Here is a 16423-nt window from a genome sequence, read left to right as displayed (position 1 = left end):
GCGCCGATATGAACTATAAGCGGATTAACATCGGTAAAATATTCAATTAATTGCACGAAATTCAAATTATCAGCTTTTAAAGCCGATTTTTATCCGCTATAAAGGCTTTTATAATCGTCATTGTCCATCTGCTATGGTGATAAGCCCTCTGCATCCGCCCCTGGAGATATTTTCATGAGCCGTATCGTTTCTGTCGCTGCTACCCAGATGGCCTGTTCCTGGGATCTGGAAGCCAACATCGAGACCGCTGAAAAGCTGGTTCGTGAAGCTGCCGCCAAGGGCGCCCAGATCATCCTGATTCAGGAGCTGTTCGAAACCCCGTACTTCTGCCAGAAGCCGAACGCGGACTATCTGCAGTTGGCGACGACGCTTGAATCCAACGTCGCGATCAAGCATTTCCAGAAGATCGCCAAAGAACTGCAAGTCGTACTGCCCATCAGCTTCTTCGAGCTGGCAGGCCGTGCGCGTTTCAACACCATTGCGATCATCGACGCCGACGGCACCAACCTGGGCATCTACCGCAAGAGCCATATTCCGGACGGCCCTGGCTACCACGAAAAGTACTACTTCAACCCGGGCGATACCGGTTTCAAGGTCTGGCAGACCCGTTACGCGAAAATCGGCGTCGGCATCTGCTGGGACCAGTGGTTCCCGGAGTGCGCGCGCAGCATGGCGTTGCAGGGCGCAGAAATCCTCTTCTACCCGACCGCCATCGGCAGCGAGCCGCATGACAAGACCATCAGCTCCCGCGACCACTGGCAGCGCGTGCAACAAGGCCATGCCGGCGCAAACCTGATGCCGCTGATCGCCAGCAATCGCATCGGCAACGAAGAACAGGATGGCTACGACATCACCTTCTACGGCTCGTCATTCATTGCCAACCAGTTTGGTGAAAAAGTCGCTGAACTCAACGAAACCGAAGAAGGCGTGCTGGTTCACAGCTTCGACCTCGACGAACTGGAACACATCCGCAGCGCCTGGGGCACGTTCCGTGATCGCCGTCCGAACCTGTACGGTGCAGTCAAGACCCTCGACGGTTCGCTGGAGTCCTGATCGCCATGACCACGCTCAACAGCACGCCACGCGCCGATGGTTTTCACATGCCAGCCGAATGGGCGCCGCAGACCCAGATCTGGATGGTCTGGCCCGAGCGCCCGGACAACTGGCGCCTGGGCGGCAAGCCCGCGCAGGCCGCACACGTAGCGGTCGCCAAGGCCATCGCCCGCTTCGAACCGGTGACTGTGGCGGTGTCTGCCGGGCAGTACGACAACGCTCGGGCGCGTCTGGACATGCCGAACATCCGTGTCGTGGAAATGAGCAGCAACGATGCCTGGGTGCGCGACAGTGGCCCGACCTTCGTCCTCAACGACCGTGGCGAAATGCGTGGCGTGAACTGGGAATTCAATGCCTGGGGTGGCTTCGACGGCGGGCTGTATGCGCCGTGGAATCTTGACTCGCAAGTGGGCAGCAAGGTGCTGGAAATCGAGCGCTGCCCGCGTTATGCCACTGAAGGCTTTGTGCTGGAAGGCGGCTCGATCCACGTCGATGGCGAGGGCACACTGATCACCACTGAAGAGTGTCTGCTCAATCGCAACCGCAATCCTCACCTGAACCGCGAGCAGATCGAAACGGTGCTCAGCGACTACCTGGCTGTGGATAAAATCATCTGGCTGCCCGACGGTCTGTTCAACGACGAAACCGACGGGCATGTGGATAACTTTTGCTGCTATATCCGTCCGGGTGAGGTGTTACTGGCCTGGACCGATGATCCCGAAGACCCCAACTATGCGCGCTGCCATGCGGCGATGAGTATTTTCGAAAACACCCTGGATGCACAGGGGCGCTCGTTTATCGTTCACAAAATGCCGATTCCTGGCCCATTGTTCGCGACAGAAGAAGAATGCGCCGGCGTCGATCAGGTGCATGGCAGTCAGGAGCGCAACCCATCGGTGCGTCTGGCCGGGTCCTACGTGAACTTTCTGATCGTCAATGGCGGCATTATTGCGCCAAGCTTCGACGATCCGATGGACGGAGAGGCCCGTGAAATCCTGCAAAGGCTGTTTCCGGAGCATGAGGTGGTGATGGTTCCGGGCCGGGAATTGCTACTCGGCGGTGGCAATATTCACTGCCTCACGCAGCAGCAGCCAGCGCCTTTTAAAGTGTAATACTTCGTAACTAGTTGTATCTGGCAGTAACTAACTGGTCTCGATCTTGCTCTACTAAGCCCATCATCTGATGGGCTTTTTTATGCGTTACTGTATAACTTTTCTCGTCAGATTTATCGCTGTGACAGTAAATTAGATTGGCGGAAAACCGTTTTACTAGCTTGACTGTCACATGGCATCAGTAGATTCAGCCCCTCATGAATCAAGAGGTTTTCGTTATGAACGCATTGATAAGCCCGCAGTCTGTACGTGGTTTGTCTGCTTCTCCCAGTAACGAGGCCCGCCAGTTGCTGGCGGATTGGTTAAAGATGACCCGGCCCGCGAAACCCAGGCCAGACGTGCGCGCCATGCTGTTGCAGCGATACCCGGCCGGCCTGTTCAACGACGCCGAATTTGAAGCGCTGCTCTGTGTGCTGACAGATTAAGTAATACACCAGGCTGCGGCCCGGCCATCTGCGCGTTTGACACCCCCAGGCACCGGGACTAGGATTCGCGCCCCACTGCCTGTGGCCCCACTCCTTTGTACGTGCATCCGTAGTCCACTGCGATGACTTCGTGCGGCTCTCCATACCGCTTGTTCAGTGGCTGGAAGCCAGAACGGCCATCAGGCCGCCGCCACAGCGCATGTCAATTCGCACAAAAGGAAGACAAGATGCTTAACAAACGTATGGGTATGCTCGCTTTGGGCATCATCAGCGCCAGTCAGGCCATGGCCCAGGGACAGGCAGATTCAAAAGGTTTCGTCGAAGACAGCAGTCTGAACGTCAACCTGCGCAATGCTTACATCAATCGCGACTACAAGAATAACCGTGAAGACAAGTCCGAATGGGGCCAGGCCTTCATGGGCACGTTCGCCTCCGGTTTCACGCAGGGCACGGTCGGCGTGGGCGTCGATGCCTTTGCGCTGTATGGCATTCGCCTGGACGGCGGCAAGGGCCGAAGCGGCAATGGCGGCATCGACTTCTTCAAGCAGGGCGACAGCGGCGCAGCAGCCGATGACCTGTCCCGTGCAGGCGCAGCGGTAAAAGCGCGCTTCTCCAATACCGTCATCAAGTACGGCGAGCAGATGCCGCAATTGCCGGTGCTGAGCTATGACAACTCCCGCCTGCTGCCAGAAAGCTACACCGGCACAATGATCACCTCGAAGGAGATCGACGGGCTTGAACTGGTTGCAGGACGTTTCACGCAGGAAGCGCGCAAGAGCGCTGAAGGCCGCGACAGCGGCGACCTGAAAAGCATCAACGTCTACGGCGGCAGCTACAAATTCACCGATGAATTCAGCGCCGCGTTCTACGCCTCCGACAACGAAGACGTGCTCAAAAAGCAATACGTTAACCTGAACTACGTTTTTGCCCTGCCGCAAGACCAGTCGCTGACCCTCGACTTCAACGGCTACAAGACCAGGCTGGATAAAGACTTCACCACCAGCGATGCGCGTGACAACAAGATCTGGAGCCTGGCCGCAACCTGGGCGGTCGGCATCCACTCCTTCACCCTGGCGCACCAGCGCAGTTCCGGTGATATGGGCTACGCCTACGGCGGCTATCGCAATGATGGCGGCTTTGGTGACGGCGGCAACACCATCTACCTCGCCAACTCCTACTGGTCCGACTTCAACGGCAAGGACGAGCGCTCGTGGCAAGCTGCCTATGGCATCGACCTGTCCGGGCTGGTCCTGCCCGGCCTGAGCTACAAGGTCGCCTACGTGCGTGGTGACAACATCGACGATGGCACCGCTGGCAGCGGCGACGGCACCGAACGCGAAATCTTCAGCCAACTGAGCTACGTGGTCCAGAGCGGCCCGGCCAAAAACCTCTCGGTGCGCCTGCGCAACTCGTTCCTGCGCGTGTCAGACGACGCGCAGGTCTACAACAGCGAAGGCAACGAGACCCGCATCTTCGTCGATTACCCGATCAACGTTTTTTGATGGGGTGAGAGGACAGGCAATAACGAGAATGCCCCAGTTTTTGGCCGGGGCATTTTTATTGGGCACGCTTCAGGCTGCTGTCCTGATCAATCTTTCGGTTTTCCGAGATCGGAAAACTGGGTGATACGTATTGCGTGATCCGGGAACCGCGCAGTTACGATTAGTTCGCCACCCATGGCTTCGATAAAGCGTCTGACGGTACTGATATACATATCAGTCCGCTTCTCCATCTTCGCCACGCTGCCTTGGCTTACCTGCAAAAGCTGAGCAAGGGATTCCTGAGAGAGCATCCTCGCACGGCGGAGCTCGGCAAGGTCCAGCTCATCGCGCAACTGCTCGAATTTTTCCTGCCCACGAGCCTGAGCTTCGGGCGACATCTTTTCACGTAGCGCTGAAAATTTTTTTCCGGCCATGATGGCTACCTGTTTTCGTTTTGCTGTGCGGCAAGGTGATCGTCGTAAAGACGATCTGCGACAGCCAGCATCCGTTCATAAAATCGCTTATCTCCTGTCTTGTCCCCGCCTATCAGGAGGATTGCGGTACGTGTAGGATCAAATTCGTAAAAAATCCTGATGGGCTTCGTTGCGCTTTGCACGCGTAGCTCGCGCATGTGACTGTGTCGCGTACCATGCAACCCACTAGAGAACGGGTATTCCAAGTGGGGCCCCCGTTCCTCCAGCAGGCGCACATGCGAGTCAATATCCTCCTGAGTGTTCTCGCTGAGGGCGACCCACCAATCCTCGAATTCGTCCGTGTATTCGACATCCCAAGCCATAAATCAGATATTCCCTCGAGTGCATATTTACTGCGATTAGCAAGCGCCGTCAATCCGGGCCGACGAGTGCAGGAGAGCTTGCACGTTTATGGCTGCGGACTGAATGCTTGCTGGAGGGAATAGTGTTAAATGCTTTTTCAGAATGGCTGAAAGAACATGGGGAAGGTGACGTGACGTGACGTCGGATTTCTGGTCATGAGAGTACAACGCAGCCTGTGATGCGAGACCTCATGTCTGCGTATTAACTTCATCTCTATAGATCCGAGCCTTCAATCCGCAATCAACTGCACAAACACTGCGAAACTGCCGAGGAATATCCAGAAAAAGCTGAACAGCCAAGGACTGCGCTTGGAGAACAGCAAGGATTTTTTCGGCCCGGTTTCGCTGGACTCCCAGTCGCTGAACAGTGGCGAGTCGTCATAGGTCAGCCCGATGGCAGGCTCGCTGCGCAGCAACTGCGCCTGCTTGTGATGCCAGTGCTGAATGATGTCGCACGCCGCCCGAATGCCTGGCCAGGCGAACAGGGTGCAGAGCAGGCCCAGTAACGCCAGCATCGGCGGCACCACCAACGTGAACATCGCGCCCCATTCAGTATTCACGTTCGCCATCGACGAGGCATAGGCAATCACCAGAAACGACTGTGCCGACAGATACGCGTTGGTACGGTTGGAGAGGTTGGTGGTTTCATAATGAATCTCGCGCCGATAGAAATCGAGCCGTTCCTTGGGCGAGCCAAATAATTTGACCTGCTGCTCATCCACCACTTTCTGAGGTGTCTGATCCGTAATGATTCTGGGCACTAGGGTTACCGATGTTTATAAGATGCAGGATAGACCTTGATTCATAGCACTCGGTTCGGCGTAAATCCCTGGTTCAGGGTCCGTTCATCCTGTAGGGACTGAACAATGCGGCCCTATGCCAAACCCACTGATATGACCCGGACGTCGACGGGCCATTTATCTTTACCAAAGCGTGATCTCTATAGCGCGACACTGGAGCCGTTGAATGTTGCAGCCCCACAAAGATAATCCTGCGGTTACGCTGACAACAGTCCAGCCCGAAGACTTCGAGACGCTGGTGGCAATGCGTATCGAAGCCATGCGCGAAAGTCTTGAGCGTATCGGAAGGTTTGATCCTGTACGTGCACGCGAGCGTTTTCGTGAAGGGTTTTCGGCACCGCATACACGTTACATCGAGGTTTCCGGCAACAGGGTTGGTTTCGTGGTGATCAAGCCAATTGACGATGGCCTGCTGCTGGATCACCTGTACATCATGCCGGGTGCGCAAGGGCAGGGCATAGGTTCGGCTGTGCTTGGTCAGGTGTTTGCGCAGGCGGATGCGACATCATCAGCCGTGCGCGTGGGTGCGCTCAAGGGAAGCAACTCGAATCGTTTCTATCTCCGCCATGGGTTTCAGCTCGTTGAGAGCGGCGAGTTTGATAATTACTATGTTCGCTATGGTCTGGAGATACGTCCGTTGCGATAAAAAGCTTCATTGAAGATTAGGCGCCGTTTGCGCAGAGGCTCGCGAATTAGCTTCATCTTGCCTGAAGCAAACCCTGTCAGTTGATGACTTATTGTGATTACGATAAGTTGGATCGCGCTTCAACTGCTTACCCGTCTGCATGACGACTTTCAGTGAATGGCGATGGGTATGGATGGACACAAACTACACACTATAAGGATGAAGTTCGCTTATGACGATTTCCAGATGGTTACTCCCGTGCGTGCTCTGCGGCGTCAGCTCGTTTGCCACTGCGGCACCCGTTTCCGACTTTCTGAGCTGCGGAGAAAAATCGTTCTCTGTGGTTGCGCAAGCGCCGTTTAAATCCCTGGTCCCCCAGAAGGTCGAAAATGATCGCCTCACGCTGCAAGGAGGCACCAAAAGTGACATGGGCCAACGTTGGATATTCGATAAGCCGGTTGAAGCGGATGGCATGACCTTTACCGGCTTTTTCTCGGAGAACATGAATATCGGCGGGGCTCAAATCATCAATTGGGGCTTCTACGTTCAACAGACGCCCGAGCAAGCCGTCACATCCGTGAAGAAGTCAGGCCCTGTCGAACTCCAAAAAGCCAATGGCGTTTTCGCACGACCTGAAATGTGGTCAGAAGCCCGTCAGGCATGGCTGCCAGAAACCGGGGACGACACCGCAGGCAAACTGGTGGCGGATACCTCGGAACGAGTGCTGATGATTGAGCCCGCCCCCGAAGAGGTGAAAGGCAGCAAAGGCATGCTGACTTGCTCCATTCAGGGGAAGATCAGTGACGCCGCTTTGAAGTCGAGCCGTCCTGATTTGTTGCCAGTGCGCTGAGGTTGAGAATTCTTGATCGCCTGTTCGGCGGCCGCTTTCATCAACCGCCACCCGATGAGTCCCCGTTGAGCGATGCAGCGATCATGCGTGAGTTGCATCCTTTTCGCACCGAACTCAAGGCGTTCACTGAATGCCTTCTGGTGCGTATGCCAGAGAAAGAGCGAGCCCGTCTTGTCAGGCGGGTGATGCGCTTTTACGGGATGGGCGAAGAGCCTGTCACTGCATTGACCGAAGGGTTACTAGATCAGGAAAAGGGACAGTCTCTCGAACATCTGGCACTGCTGGCCGTCGACTGGAAAGGTCACGATGGTTTCGAATACCTTGCGCCGTGCCTGGTCAAGGCCAGCGGGATTCAAGAACCGTTTGTCCACCGGAGAGACCATACGCTGACGCTCGAACAGCATCTGGGCAATTTCGATCTTTGGCTGACCGTCTTTGGCAAACGCTACCTGCATTTGAACACGGGAGGCGATGAATACGTGGGGTTCATCGTTCAGTCCGATGATGTCGAACGCATGATCGCAATAGCCCGGCAGGCCGGGATCGAAGCACGGCTTGAGGCTTTTTGAAGCAGCGAATGACACCGAGCGTCCAGTGCACAGAGATCAAAGCCGTCACTGCGGGGATAGCCCGCGCGCTTCATACACGTGAAGCGTTCTGCTTTCTGCTCGAGCGTGGCCTTGTGATCAAGGCCGTAGCGGTTCTTTAAACCGCACGCCAACATGGATGGAACACATCCTGGCTGTGTCGCTTGTCTGCACGTTGCCTTTCTGGTCCTTATCTATCCCTTTGTAGCCGCCGTCCACGCTAACAGTGTTGGCGTCGTAATTCGCCTTGTTCTTGATGTCTCCACTGGTGATAGCGAAGCGATAGTCAGCGTTTACGTAGCAGGCTCAAAGTGATGATATGACGAATCAATAGAAGGAAATTGACTTGGCAAAATAGCCGATTTTATTTCTCTAAGAAGGATCTTTAATAATAACTCTAAACACCCGCAACTATAAAGCTCTTCGTCTCCTTGATCTACACTGTGAATCGCAGTCTTCCATGCGTTGACATCACCATCTATAATCCAGACAAAAGTCTCTCCATTGTTAGTAACGGCCCATGGTAAAAAAGAGTTTTTTGCAGGGTGACGTGGCCTTGGGTAATCAGATGGAAACTCTTGCTGCATTGACGTGTATGCATCTTGAAAGTACTTGCTTTTTTCAAAGTTCAAACTGCCATTGCTGGAGGTTGGATCGAGTATACATATGAAATCATCAACCAAACCACCTCCGTAAACGGAAATTATCTCTTTAAAATCCTCCGGCAGCATTAAGGACTCTTTTGCTTCAAATGCAGTCAATAGTGTTTCGTCAAAATTCCTGTCTTGTGGTGGAGATAGGATTTTGATTAGCTCGTTAATCATTCATTGACTCCATGACACATATATCTATCATAAAGCTGATACCAATGCTTCTATCACTCCCGGCTTTAAGCCCGTATTAGTCTGGCTGAAGACCTTGAAGTTGATGTTTTTATTCAAGCTGCGCTGCTATATACGATTTTGCGTATCCTCCAGTAGGATACTACTATCAGCTTTCAACAGCGCATCATAATGCCGATTAATCTGACTTTAAAGCAGCTTAAGAAGCTGACAGTACCGACCGTACTTTTTCAAAAATAATTGTGCCATCATCTACGGATGAAGATGCTTCGTATATCGCTTCCGATGCTGCTGTAAGTGACTGCTCTCTTCCTAAAAATATTAGGGCTGATATTGCTCTGGCTTGGCTAAAAAACTGAAGGCTCTTAGCATTCAGGGGGCGATCAGTATTGTGCTTAGAGTCGAAATACTGCTCATCTAGACGTGCAATTATAATCTCCAGTTTATTTATTTTTTCAGAAGAAAGTAGATTGCCGCTCTGAATGCTCTCAAGGCACGCAATAGCGTCAGGGATGTCTACTTCGCTCATTTTTAACGCAAGCTCGCAAGCAGCAATTGCTGATTTTTTCTGCTGCTCAATAGTCGATTTTTTAAGTCGATCTAGTAACTCTTTGTCGACTGTTTCTAAACGCATACCATATCCCTATTCTTCGTCCCGGAATTTCTCAGCGGTGCATACTCGCCATCTTTTAAAATGATGCGCCAGCCAAGGTATGTAGAACATTTCTAGATCTATAATTTCGTGTATATCACTTTAAATTTCCCTCAAAGTGATTAGCCCAAAGGCATACTGTGTATATTTCTGCGAAATCTGCCAATGTTTAATTTTTTATTTTATGAACCTCTTTTTGAATGACTAAGAGATGGACTTTATTTCATAAATCAGGGTGGTGAAATCCGCTATTTCTGTACCGCCGCTACACTCCAATTTCATCAGTTTTCCCTGGGCTTCCTCGCTGACCATAATTCCTGCATTTCCCACCCATGCTTGGATAATATTGTCTGCCCGCCATACGTTCCAAATCTTTAGCACACCAGCTTTCTTCGCTACTACAGAAAAGTAAACAGACTCGGGGCTCGTGTCTGACCATAAAATCACATCAGTATAGCGTTGATTGTTGATATTGATATAACCGTTTGCTGACTTTAAACGCAGTCCAGTTAATACTTCGTTAGATACTCCAAGTCTATGAGCAAAAAAATTGCTTTGGCCTGTCTCAATAGTTTTTTCAAAAATTGGTTGTACAAGACGTCCCGAAACCTCGATGGGTGCGCCCCGTGTTCTTTGAAAAATTGTCGAAAGTGTTTCAGTCATATATTAGTATCCTAGCTTTCTGAAAGGATCCACAGGCGCGTGATCCTGCGGCCAGCGAGGTATAAAATATCTAACCTCACCCCGCTGGACTTAGAGAACCTCCGTTGATGCGTTCCAACGATTCTTTAGGTCTTTAATAAGGCTATTTTCTCCAACCTGATAAGTCAATATCATTCTTGTGTTGATTAAATTAATTTAGCGTCGTAATTGATCAAGAATCATTAGGTGAGCATGTATATCCACTTTTACCATGTGTTCAAGGTCAGCCCTTCCTCCAATACAAAGCGCAGGCTCAAACGCGTACATCTCATCCTCGCCAACTGGCCCAAGCTTCTTCAATGCACGCTGAAATAGCGGCTTGCCTTGATTGTCTTCGAAATCGAGACTTTCCCGGTTATAGGATCCAAGGAATATACCCAGCGTCCTGTCCGGGTGGGGGTTGGCTTTACGCAGCTGGTTCTTCAACGCGACTATACCGCCCGCTAGACTGGATATCGTGATCTTACGCTGGTGCCGCTCACCCCAAGCATACAACGAACCAAAAGCATCCCTTGCGATCACATGATAGCTGTCGATTTCTGCCAGGCCGCTACCCTGTAGCCACCTATCGAGTGTCGTTTTGTATGGCTCCGGATCGACAATCCAGAACAGCCCATCAGCAAAGGAACACCAACCTTCATTCCGCCAATAACCAAGCAAAGCCTCGGGTAATATCGAGCGATACTTTTCACTACTTGAGCCGGGCACTTCTCGACGCGAGTCTGGTTCGCCAAGATTATCGATCAGTGACTGAAAAAAATCGTCTCTCAATTACACACCTTCTTATGTTCATATCGACGCTGACGCCGTTGACGACTTTCTTGCCATTTGCCACCCCATCCTTGATCTGGATGTCGCTGCTAGCAGGCTCTGCTGGTTACGACCGTAAATCGCATTTAATAAAAAAGCCAGCCCCTTAATTGGGTTTTTTTCTTGGATGGTTACTTGGTTTTTGAGCCACCATAAGTGCCCTATCAATCATATCTGAAGTAACGTAGGGTACGAATCCAAGCCTGTCACCCTTTTCAAAGCTCTTCTTGTATTCATCTAGACGCCTAGCATCTCCCGCTATTGCTAGAGCCGCCAAGTGTCGGACAGGCATTGCACCTTTAGCATGAGTTGGCAGCTTTCTATAAGCTGCCAAACCTTCCTCGGTACTCTGAGAACGAGCCCATGATATCGCTTTCTCAGAAAAACTAATAACATCATCACTAGAAATGCTAGAGATTTTTTCCGGTCCTTCATTGCAAACTATAATCGGAGCATGACTACCGCCATCCCCCGATATAAAAGAAACAGCCTCTGAAAATTCTTTTGATGAAATGGAAGGCATAAGCGAAACTCGAAAATGGTCCTCGCGCTTACCTACAGATGGGATGATCTGAAGTTCAGCATCTCCGATATCGATGACGCAAGAACAATCACCAAATTCGTCCTTGTCACAAGCCCAGCCCTGCGCCTTCAAAATTGAAGCAATGTCTTTTTCATTCATTATTTTGCACCGGAGAAATCCATGATTTTAATAAGAATGCCGTTTTTAAGCTCTTGCCAGTAATCATGAGTTCTAATTCCAAGGCCTTCAGGAGTAGGTCTGAGGCTGCAGTTCTATCTGCACTTATGCTCTCCGCGATAGTCAGGCTCTATTTTCTGTTATAGGATAAAAGCTGCCATACTCCCAAGATACGCCGTTTGCTGAAAAATTATTTTCAATTTCGCAAATAAATGGGATGCATAAATCTTTAGATAAACTACTAATCCCATATTTTTTTATCAAGTTAAAGCTCAATTCAGTACTGCTTAATAGAGGCTCAAGCCAGAATGTTTCCCCTTCGTCTGATAGATTAAAAGGGTTCAGGTCAGAAAGTTTCTTACAGAAAAATTCATAATCTTTTACTTTATGATAGTTCATCCATTCTTTATTCAATATGCTCCATAAGCCCGACACTAAGCATCGATGAATGACATCGACCGAGTACTGCCAAACCTGCAGGTTTTCGTCGGTACTCATTCCACCCAAAATACCATGAGGAGGGTAGTCGTCAAGCGTCAATATAAAAATATCATTTTGAATTGCAATGGCTGTATTAATTGGTATGTTCATTGACATATTTCACTTTTTACAGGACTTAAGTTCCAGGATTTGTGTTTTTCCGAAGCTATTTTAATTCGAATTATCAAACTTTGTGCTGTTTATTTCAACTGTAGCTGTAGCTGTAGCTGTAGCTGTAGCTGAGGCAGTCGCACCACTGGCCTGACCGGCAGGCCAGTATGTTACCCAGACGCCATAATAAGGTGTTTGAGTTCACTAGCATCCATCACAATTCGCGATCGGCATGTTGGCGCGGTATCCGCGCCACAAACCTCACTTGGAAAAAGACGAGGTTTGGGTTTAGCAAAGCATCTCTGGCGAGCCGTTTCACGGGAGCAGGGCCAGCGACAGGGGCAGGTAGATTTGGATTGAGCGCAACCCCCATTGCTTTGTCTTAATGAGCTTGCTGGATTAGCGGCCAAGTCACTAATTGCCGCATCTCACCTTTTGCACCATTCAACTCTTCAATGCTGGCAAAGACAGCACTTCATCGTACTGTGGCCAGTCTTCCCTTGCGCGTTTGAGCACACCTTGCATCAACTCGTCCAACTCAGGCACTGGTTGCTCGGGCGGCAATTGGTCAAAGGGCGCGGCCAGCAGCGGATGATCAATCTTCTGCGGATTGGCTAAACCTTCCCACTGGCGCAGGCGCAGGATATAGAGAATTTCCACCGGAACGCGCTCCAAGTGCCAGTCCTGATTGAAGTCGTAAGAATTCTTCAGGCTCTCTTTGCCGGTTTGCCAAGTATGGCGGTCACACGCGGCCAATAGACAGGGCATCAGGTCGTCGGGGCTGGGAGTACGCCACTTGGCCAACAAGGCTTCGTAGATGGGTTCGTCGTAAGCATAAGCAGGCCATTGATGCGAGACATCGCCCACCCAATCGGCAAACACACGCAGCATAAAGGCTTGGGCGCGGCGGTGCTCCTCTTCATACTCGATGACCAGTTGATGACCACGGTTGAGCGCCGCATGGGTCAAATAGCCTTGGTGGATGACAGCTTCCTTCCAGCCCAGAATCGCCATGGCGGCCATCATGTTGGCAGCGGTTTGGATGCTGTAGTTTTGTTGGCGTCTGTCATTACCTACGGCTTTAGCCAAAACGTCAAACTGCCCCGCCCAAAAAAACAACTGCCAAATGCCTACTTGGTAGTAACGCATCCAGTGTGCCAATTCGGAAAGCCATCTCGGGTTTTCCGTTGCAGTGGCAAGTACTTTGTGAGCCCTTGTCACCGACATCCATTCTGCACGAGCATCTGTTGCATTGTTTCTGTTTGGAACCATCATTGAACGCTTCGGCGAAGCATCCTCGCGAGTAACGTACTCGCGAATACCGGCTATCTCATATTCATCCGAGACATGTGGCCCCTTGGCTATGCGCCCCAGCACACTTTTGTAAGAAGGCCATTTCGGGTTTACACCCGAGCGCTCGCACTGAATTATTTCTTGGACCATGGTTCCACCTTAAATTCTGCTACACCTGTTTTACCGGGGGCAGGAACACCGACTTTGACGGTCACGCCTTGGACTTTGGCGTTTTCAGAAAGCAGCGCTGCTCGCAAAGCATCACGTAACGCTGGGTCCGAATCGGCAATTGAGCTATTACCCAACCACCCTCTCAACCTCGTCGCCGGATCTCCGTGCGGCGTACCGGCCTTATTCACGCCATTCACCGAAGACTTCGCATCCATTACCACCACGGTAATCGTATCGCCATTGATCGCCACCGCGCAGCCATCGCAGCCGTGGTTGCTACTGTTTTGCAGAGGTTTGAAATTGAGGCCGGTTTTTTCGTTAAGGGTTTGCAGGGCCAGTTGCTCGCCCAACACCCCATCATTTACAAGCGAACCGGTCTTCCAATTGGGAAGGTGCGACAGCGGGATACTTTCAAATGTCTGCCCAAACAGGTCTTCAACCCGGCTGAACTTGGGAGGGTTGATTTCATCAGGGACCTGCCCTGGTCCTTTTGCACCCTATTCAACCTTTCAGCGCTGGCAAAGACAGCACTTCATCGTACTGTGGCCAGTCTTCCCTTGCGCGTTTGAGTACACCTTGCATCAACTCGTCCAACTCAGGCACTGGTTGCTCGGGCGGCAATTGGTCAAAGGGCGCGGCCAGCAGCGGATGATCAATCTTCTGCGGATTGGCTAAACCTTCCCACTGGCGCAGGCGCAGGATATAGAGAATTTCCACCGGCACGCGCTCCAAGTGCCAGTCCTGATTGAAGTCGTAAGAATTCTTCTGGCTCTCTTTGCCCGTTTGCCAAGTGTGGCGGTCACACGCGGCCAACAGGCAGGGCATCAGGTCGTCGGGGCTGGGAGTGCGCCACTTGGCCAACAAGGCTTCGTAGATGGGTTCGTCGTAAGCATAAGCAGGCCATTGATGCGAGACATCGCCCACCCAATCGGCAAACACACGCAGCATAAAGGCTTGGGCGCGGCGGTGTTGCTCTTCGTACTCAATCACTAATTGATGCCCACGGTTGAGAGCCGCATGGGTGAGATAGCCCTGATGGATGACGGCATCCTTCCAGCCTAGGATCGCCATGGCAGCCATCATATTGGTGGCGGTTTGGATGCTGTAGTTTTGGCGGCGTCGATCATTGCCTGCCGCTTTGGCAATAATGTCGAACTGGCCCGCCCAGAAGAACAACTGCCAAATTCCTACTTGGTAATAGCGCAGCCAATGGGCCAATTCCAGAAGCCATTGCGGATTATCTGGTGCGGTTGCAATTACCTTGTGGGCTCGTGTGACGGCCATCCATTCGGAGCTACTACGCGTAACGTTGTCACTATTCGGTACAGGCATTGATGGCTTCGCAAATGCATCGCCGCGCTCAACATATTCACGGATGCCATTCAACTCGTATTCATCTGAGACGTGTGGCCCCTTGGCTATGCGCCCCAGCACACTTTTGTAGGAGGGCCATTTCGGGTTCACGCCCGAGCGCTCGCACTGAATTACTTCTTGGTCCATGGTTCCACCTTAAATTCTGCTACACCTGTTTTACTGGGGGCGGGAACACCGACTTTGACTGTTACAGCTTGAACCTTGGCTTTTCCTGAATCCAACGCCGCTTGCAAAGCATCGCGTAAAGCAGGATCAGAGTCGGCAATTGATCTATTACCCAGCCACCCCTCCAACCGCGCCCTCGGGTCCCCATGCGGCGTACTGGCCTTACTCACACCATTCACCGAAGACTTCGCATCCATCACCACCACGGTAATCGTATCGCCTTTGATTGCCTCCGCGCAGCCATCGCAGCCGTGGTTGCTACTGTTTTGTAGAGGTTTGAAATTGAGGCCGGTTTTCTCGTTAAGGGTTTGCAGGGGCGGTTGCTCGCCCAACGCCCCATCATTTACAAGCGAACCGTTCTTCTAACGACGCTATCACCAAGCTGCGCTCTGACCTCCGAGTTGCTGATCAGTTTGCCCAAGCCATTGGGGCCATCGATGGGGTTCATCGCCACCGCAGTGGCGGCATTGTTACCACCCAGCAGGACCATGACTGCTGCCAGCGCTTTCATGCACCCGTCGTCGGTTTGCTCCGACGCCTGCTTCATCTGCTGGGCGGTCTGAATGGCGCTGTTCACCGGATAATAATTGCCGATTGATTATCGATGTATCTCAGTCGTTAGTTTGGTGTGTCTGCAAAATAATTAAAAGTTTTCTGGTTTCAAATAAGGTTGGCTTGGACGTTCTTCAAAAATTTAATTTGTTTTGCCTGGCATACCTAGTTTGAGTACTTGCAACCTAGGCATGTAATGAATTTGTAAGTCGCATTAGATAGCTCAGATGTCGATAGAACTAAATCGCGCCTGCGCGAGGGTCGATGTTGGGCGAAGTGTAATTAAGGATAAGTAAAGTCAATCCCTAGTTGTTCATTAGCTAAGTCGAGAGTCACCTCACACCCATTCCAAGCAGGTAAGTCGGCAGTTAGTTTGTTTTTGATATACCATTTACGCAGTTCTACAAGCAGATCCAGCATATCGGTGTTTGCACGGCCACCCGCAGTGAGCCAAGCTGACTTGCCGTGATCATCTATATAGTCGTACTCATAGGAGCAGGTATCTAACTCTTCAGAAAGTTTTGCGCGCATTATAACCTTGCAAGCGTCCTTTGGAGCAATAGCTACCAAAATTGCACCCATGTCGTTATAAATCTCACTATCGTTGCGCATCAAATGCCTCCTGGTGAATTTTTAAATAAAATCTCTGTAGGTCGAGCGCCGTTTATTGAGTACTCAACGTTAAAACTGTCCGTCTTGACCGACGGTTACTGTTAATCTGGCGGTGCTATTGAAAGATGATTGCTTTTTTTTTGTACTCTTTTTTTGCGCGGTACTCATACTTGAACTTGCGCTGCTCTAGA

General features: G+C 51.3%; 22 protein-coding genes. 7 read left to right on the top strand and 15 right to left on the bottom strand.

Annotated elements, in window-relative coordinates; genetic code table 11:
• The first annotated feature begins 174 nt into the window (after window positions 1–174).
• The 4 genes from aguB (at window position 175) to I9H07_RS23160 (ending at window position 4092) form a co-directional block, all read left to right on the top strand.
• Window positions 175–1053: an N-carbamoylputrescine amidase gene (gene aguB / locus I9H07_RS23175; protein WP_003380768.1), complete on the top strand. Its 879-nt coding sequence runs from the start codon at window positions 175–177 to the stop codon at window positions 1051–1053.
• 5 nt (window positions 1054–1058) lie between these two features.
• A complete protein-coding gene (aguA, locus tag I9H07_RS23170) occupies window positions 1059–2165 on the top strand; it encodes an agmatine deiminase (protein WP_236424808.1) in 1107 nt (368 codons plus the stop codon).
• A 218-nt stretch (window positions 2166–2383) separates the two neighbouring features.
• Window positions 2384–2590 carry a hypothetical protein gene (locus tag I9H07_RS23165; RefSeq protein WP_032606068.1) on the top strand — a complete coding sequence of 69 codons (207 nt, stop codon included), beginning with the start codon at window positions 2384–2386 and terminating at the stop codon, window positions 2588–2590.
• Window positions 2591–2817: 227 nt separating this feature from the next.
• The gene (locus I9H07_RS23160) at window positions 2818–4092 is read left to right on the top strand and encodes an OprD family porin (RefSeq protein WP_236424810.1); all 1275 of its coding nucleotides are present in this window, start codon (window positions 2818–2820) and stop codon (window positions 4090–4092) included.
• An 86-nt stretch (window positions 4093–4178) separates the two neighbouring features.
• Here the strand turns inward: I9H07_RS23160 and I9H07_RS23155 are convergent, their stop codons facing one another.
• From I9H07_RS23155 to I9H07_RS23145, 3 genes are all read right to left on the bottom strand, one after another.
• Complete coding sequence (locus I9H07_RS23155) at window positions 4179–4505, bottom strand: helix-turn-helix domain-containing protein (RefSeq protein WP_024672048.1); 327 nt, start codon at window positions 4503–4505, stop codon at window positions 4179–4181.
• A 5-nt stretch (window positions 4506–4510) separates the two neighbouring features.
• Window positions 4511–4867, bottom strand: coding sequence for a type II toxin-antitoxin system RelE/ParE family toxin (locus I9H07_RS23150; protein WP_236424812.1), 357 nt, complete (start codon window positions 4865–4867; stop codon window positions 4511–4513).
• Between the two features lie 269 nt (window positions 4868–5136).
• Window positions 5137–5631 (bottom strand): hypothetical protein, encoded by a 495-nt coding sequence (locus I9H07_RS23145; protein WP_024672047.1) that lies wholly within the window; start codon window positions 5629–5631, stop codon window positions 5137–5139.
• Between the two features lie 241 nt (window positions 5632–5872).
• Between I9H07_RS23145 and I9H07_RS23140 the strand changes: the two genes are divergently transcribed.
• The 3 genes from I9H07_RS23140 to I9H07_RS23130 all read left to right on the top strand — a co-directional run bounded on the left by I9H07_RS23140 (window position 5873) and on the right by I9H07_RS23130 (window position 7750).
• Window positions 5873–6352 carry a GNAT family N-acetyltransferase gene (locus tag I9H07_RS23140; RefSeq protein WP_024672046.1) on the top strand — a complete coding sequence of 160 codons (480 nt, stop codon included), beginning with the start codon at window positions 5873–5875 and terminating at the stop codon, window positions 6350–6352.
• A 211-nt stretch (window positions 6353–6563) separates the two neighbouring features.
• A complete protein-coding gene (locus I9H07_RS23135; protein WP_236424814.1) occupies window positions 6564–7181 on the top strand; it encodes a hypothetical protein in 618 nt (205 codons plus the stop codon).
• 83 nt (window positions 7182–7264) lie between these two features.
• Entirely contained in the window at window positions 7265–7750 is a 486-nt protein-coding gene (locus tag I9H07_RS23130; protein ID WP_329606156.1) for a DUF6630 family protein, read from the top strand.
• Window positions 7751–8061: 311 nt separating this feature from the next.
• Here I9H07_RS23130 and I9H07_RS23125 read toward each other — a convergent pair whose 3' ends face one another.
• The 12 genes from I9H07_RS23125 to I9H07_RS23070 form a co-directional block, all read right to left on the bottom strand.
• A complete protein-coding gene (locus I9H07_RS23125; protein WP_058824844.1) occupies window positions 8062–8592 on the bottom strand; it encodes an SMI1/KNR4 family protein in 531 nt (176 codons plus the stop codon).
• A gap of 217 nt (window positions 8593–8809) precedes the next feature.
• Window positions 8810–9244 carry a hypothetical protein gene (locus I9H07_RS23120; RefSeq protein WP_236427168.1) on the bottom strand — a complete coding sequence of 145 codons (435 nt, stop codon included), beginning with the start codon at window positions 9242–9244 and terminating at the stop codon, window positions 8810–8812.
• Between the two features lie 222 nt (window positions 9245–9466).
• The gene (locus tag I9H07_RS23115) at window positions 9467–9925 is read right to left on the bottom strand and encodes a hypothetical protein (RefSeq protein ID WP_236427169.1); all 459 of its coding nucleotides are present in this window, start codon (window positions 9923–9925) and stop codon (window positions 9467–9469) included.
• Window positions 9926–10120: 195 nt separating this feature from the next.
• Complete coding sequence (locus tag I9H07_RS23110; protein ID WP_236426765.1) at window positions 10121–10735, bottom strand: GAD-like domain-containing protein; 615 nt, start codon at window positions 10733–10735, stop codon at window positions 10121–10123.
• A gap of 145 nt (window positions 10736–10880) precedes the next feature.
• On the bottom strand, window positions 10881–11456 hold the full coding sequence (locus I9H07_RS23105) for a DUF6990 domain-containing protein (RefSeq protein WP_236427170.1): 576 nt from the start codon (window positions 11454–11456) through the stop codon (window positions 10881–10883).
• 141 nt (window positions 11457–11597) lie between these two features.
• Window positions 11598–12065 carry a hypothetical protein gene (locus I9H07_RS23100; protein ID WP_236426763.1) on the bottom strand — a complete coding sequence of 156 codons (468 nt, stop codon included), beginning with the start codon at window positions 12063–12065 and terminating at the stop codon, window positions 11598–11600.
• 444 nt (window positions 12066–12509) lie between these two features.
• Complete coding sequence (locus I9H07_RS23095; protein ID WP_329606157.1) at window positions 12510–13184, bottom strand: hypothetical protein; 675 nt, start codon at window positions 13182–13184, stop codon at window positions 12510–12512.
• A 308-nt stretch (window positions 13185–13492) separates the two neighbouring features.
• The gene (locus I9H07_RS23090; RefSeq protein ID WP_236430477.1) at window positions 13493–13882 is read right to left on the bottom strand and encodes a hypothetical protein; all 390 of its coding nucleotides are present in this window, start codon (window positions 13880–13882) and stop codon (window positions 13493–13495) included.
• 148 nt (window positions 13883–14030) lie between these two features.
• Window positions 14031–14705, bottom strand: a complete 675-nt coding sequence (locus I9H07_RS23085) for a hypothetical protein (protein WP_074848308.1) — start codon at window positions 14703–14705, stop codon at window positions 14031–14033.
• A 308-nt stretch (window positions 14706–15013) separates the two neighbouring features.
• The gene (locus I9H07_RS23080; protein WP_058392715.1) at window positions 15014–15400 is read right to left on the bottom strand and encodes a hypothetical protein; all 387 of its coding nucleotides are present in this window, start codon (window positions 15398–15400) and stop codon (window positions 15014–15016) included.
• An 11-nt stretch (window positions 15401–15411) separates the two neighbouring features.
• Window positions 15412–15645 carry a hypothetical protein gene (locus I9H07_RS23075; protein WP_236425757.1) on the bottom strand — a complete coding sequence of 78 codons (234 nt, stop codon included), beginning with the start codon at window positions 15643–15645 and terminating at the stop codon, window positions 15412–15414.
• A 257-nt stretch (window positions 15646–15902) separates the two neighbouring features.
• Window positions 15903–16232 carry a hypothetical protein gene (locus I9H07_RS23070; RefSeq protein WP_236425758.1) on the bottom strand — a complete coding sequence of 110 codons (330 nt, stop codon included), beginning with the start codon at window positions 16230–16232 and terminating at the stop codon, window positions 15903–15905.
• Between the last annotated feature and the right edge of the window lie 191 nt (window positions 16233–16423).

It is taken from the genome of Pseudomonas syringae (genome assembly GCF_023278085.1).
Lineage (GTDB): Bacteria > Pseudomonadota > Gammaproteobacteria > Pseudomonadales > Pseudomonadaceae > Aquipseudomonas > Aquipseudomonas syringae_Q.
This window is presented reverse-complemented; position numbering and strand designations above follow the sequence as displayed.

Excerpts from the sequence above, each read along its gene's own strand:
- I9H07_RS23130 (WP_329606156.1), top strand. The coding sequence starts at position 7,265 with ATGCGTGAGTTGCATCCTTTTCGCACCGAACTCAAGGCGTTCACTGAA.
- I9H07_RS23155 (WP_024672048.1), bottom strand. The coding sequence starts at position 4,505 with ATGGCCGGAAAAAAATTTTCAGCGCTACGTGAAAAGATGTCGCCCGAA.
- I9H07_RS23160 (WP_236424810.1), top strand. The coding sequence starts at position 2,818 with ATGCTTAACAAACGTATGGGTATGCTCGCTTTGGGCATCATCAGCGCC.
- I9H07_RS23135 (WP_236424814.1), top strand. The coding sequence starts at position 6,564 with ATGACGATTTCCAGATGGTTACTCCCGTGCGTGCTCTGCGGCGTCAGC.
- I9H07_RS23115 (WP_236427169.1), bottom strand. The coding sequence starts at position 9,925 with ATGACTGAAACACTTTCGACAATTTTTCAAAGAACACGGGGCGCACCC.
- I9H07_RS23100 (WP_236426763.1), bottom strand. The coding sequence starts at position 12,065 with ATGAACATACCAATTAATACAGCCATTGCAATTCAAAATGATATTTTT.
- I9H07_RS23070 (WP_236425758.1), bottom strand. The coding sequence starts at position 16,232 with ATGCGCAACGATAGTGAGATTTATAACGACATGGGTGCAATTTTGGTA.
- I9H07_RS23150 (WP_236424812.1), bottom strand. The coding sequence starts at position 4,867 with ATGGCTTGGGATGTCGAATACACGGACGAATTCGAGGATTGGTGGGTC.
- aguA (WP_236424808.1), top strand. The coding sequence starts at position 1,059 with ATGACCACGCTCAACAGCACGCCACGCGCCGATGGTTTTCACATGCCA.
- aguB (WP_003380768.1), top strand. The coding sequence starts at position 175 with ATGAGCCGTATCGTTTCTGTCGCTGCTACCCAGATGGCCTGTTCCTGG.
- I9H07_RS23140 (WP_024672046.1), top strand. The coding sequence starts at position 5,873 with ATGTTGCAGCCCCACAAAGATAATCCTGCGGTTACGCTGACAACAGTC.
- I9H07_RS23125 (WP_058824844.1), bottom strand. The coding sequence starts at position 8,592 with ATGATTAACGAGCTAATCAAAATCCTATCTCCACCACAAGACAGGAAT.
- I9H07_RS23120 (WP_236427168.1), bottom strand. The coding sequence starts at position 9,244 with ATGCGTTTAGAAACAGTCGACAAAGAGTTACTAGATCGACTTAAAAAA.
- I9H07_RS23165 (WP_032606068.1), top strand. The coding sequence starts at position 2,384 with ATGAACGCATTGATAAGCCCGCAGTCTGTACGTGGTTTGTCTGCTTCT.
- I9H07_RS23105 (WP_236427170.1), bottom strand. The coding sequence starts at position 11,456 with ATGAATGAAAAAGACATTGCTTCAATTTTGAAGGCGCAGGGCTGGGCT.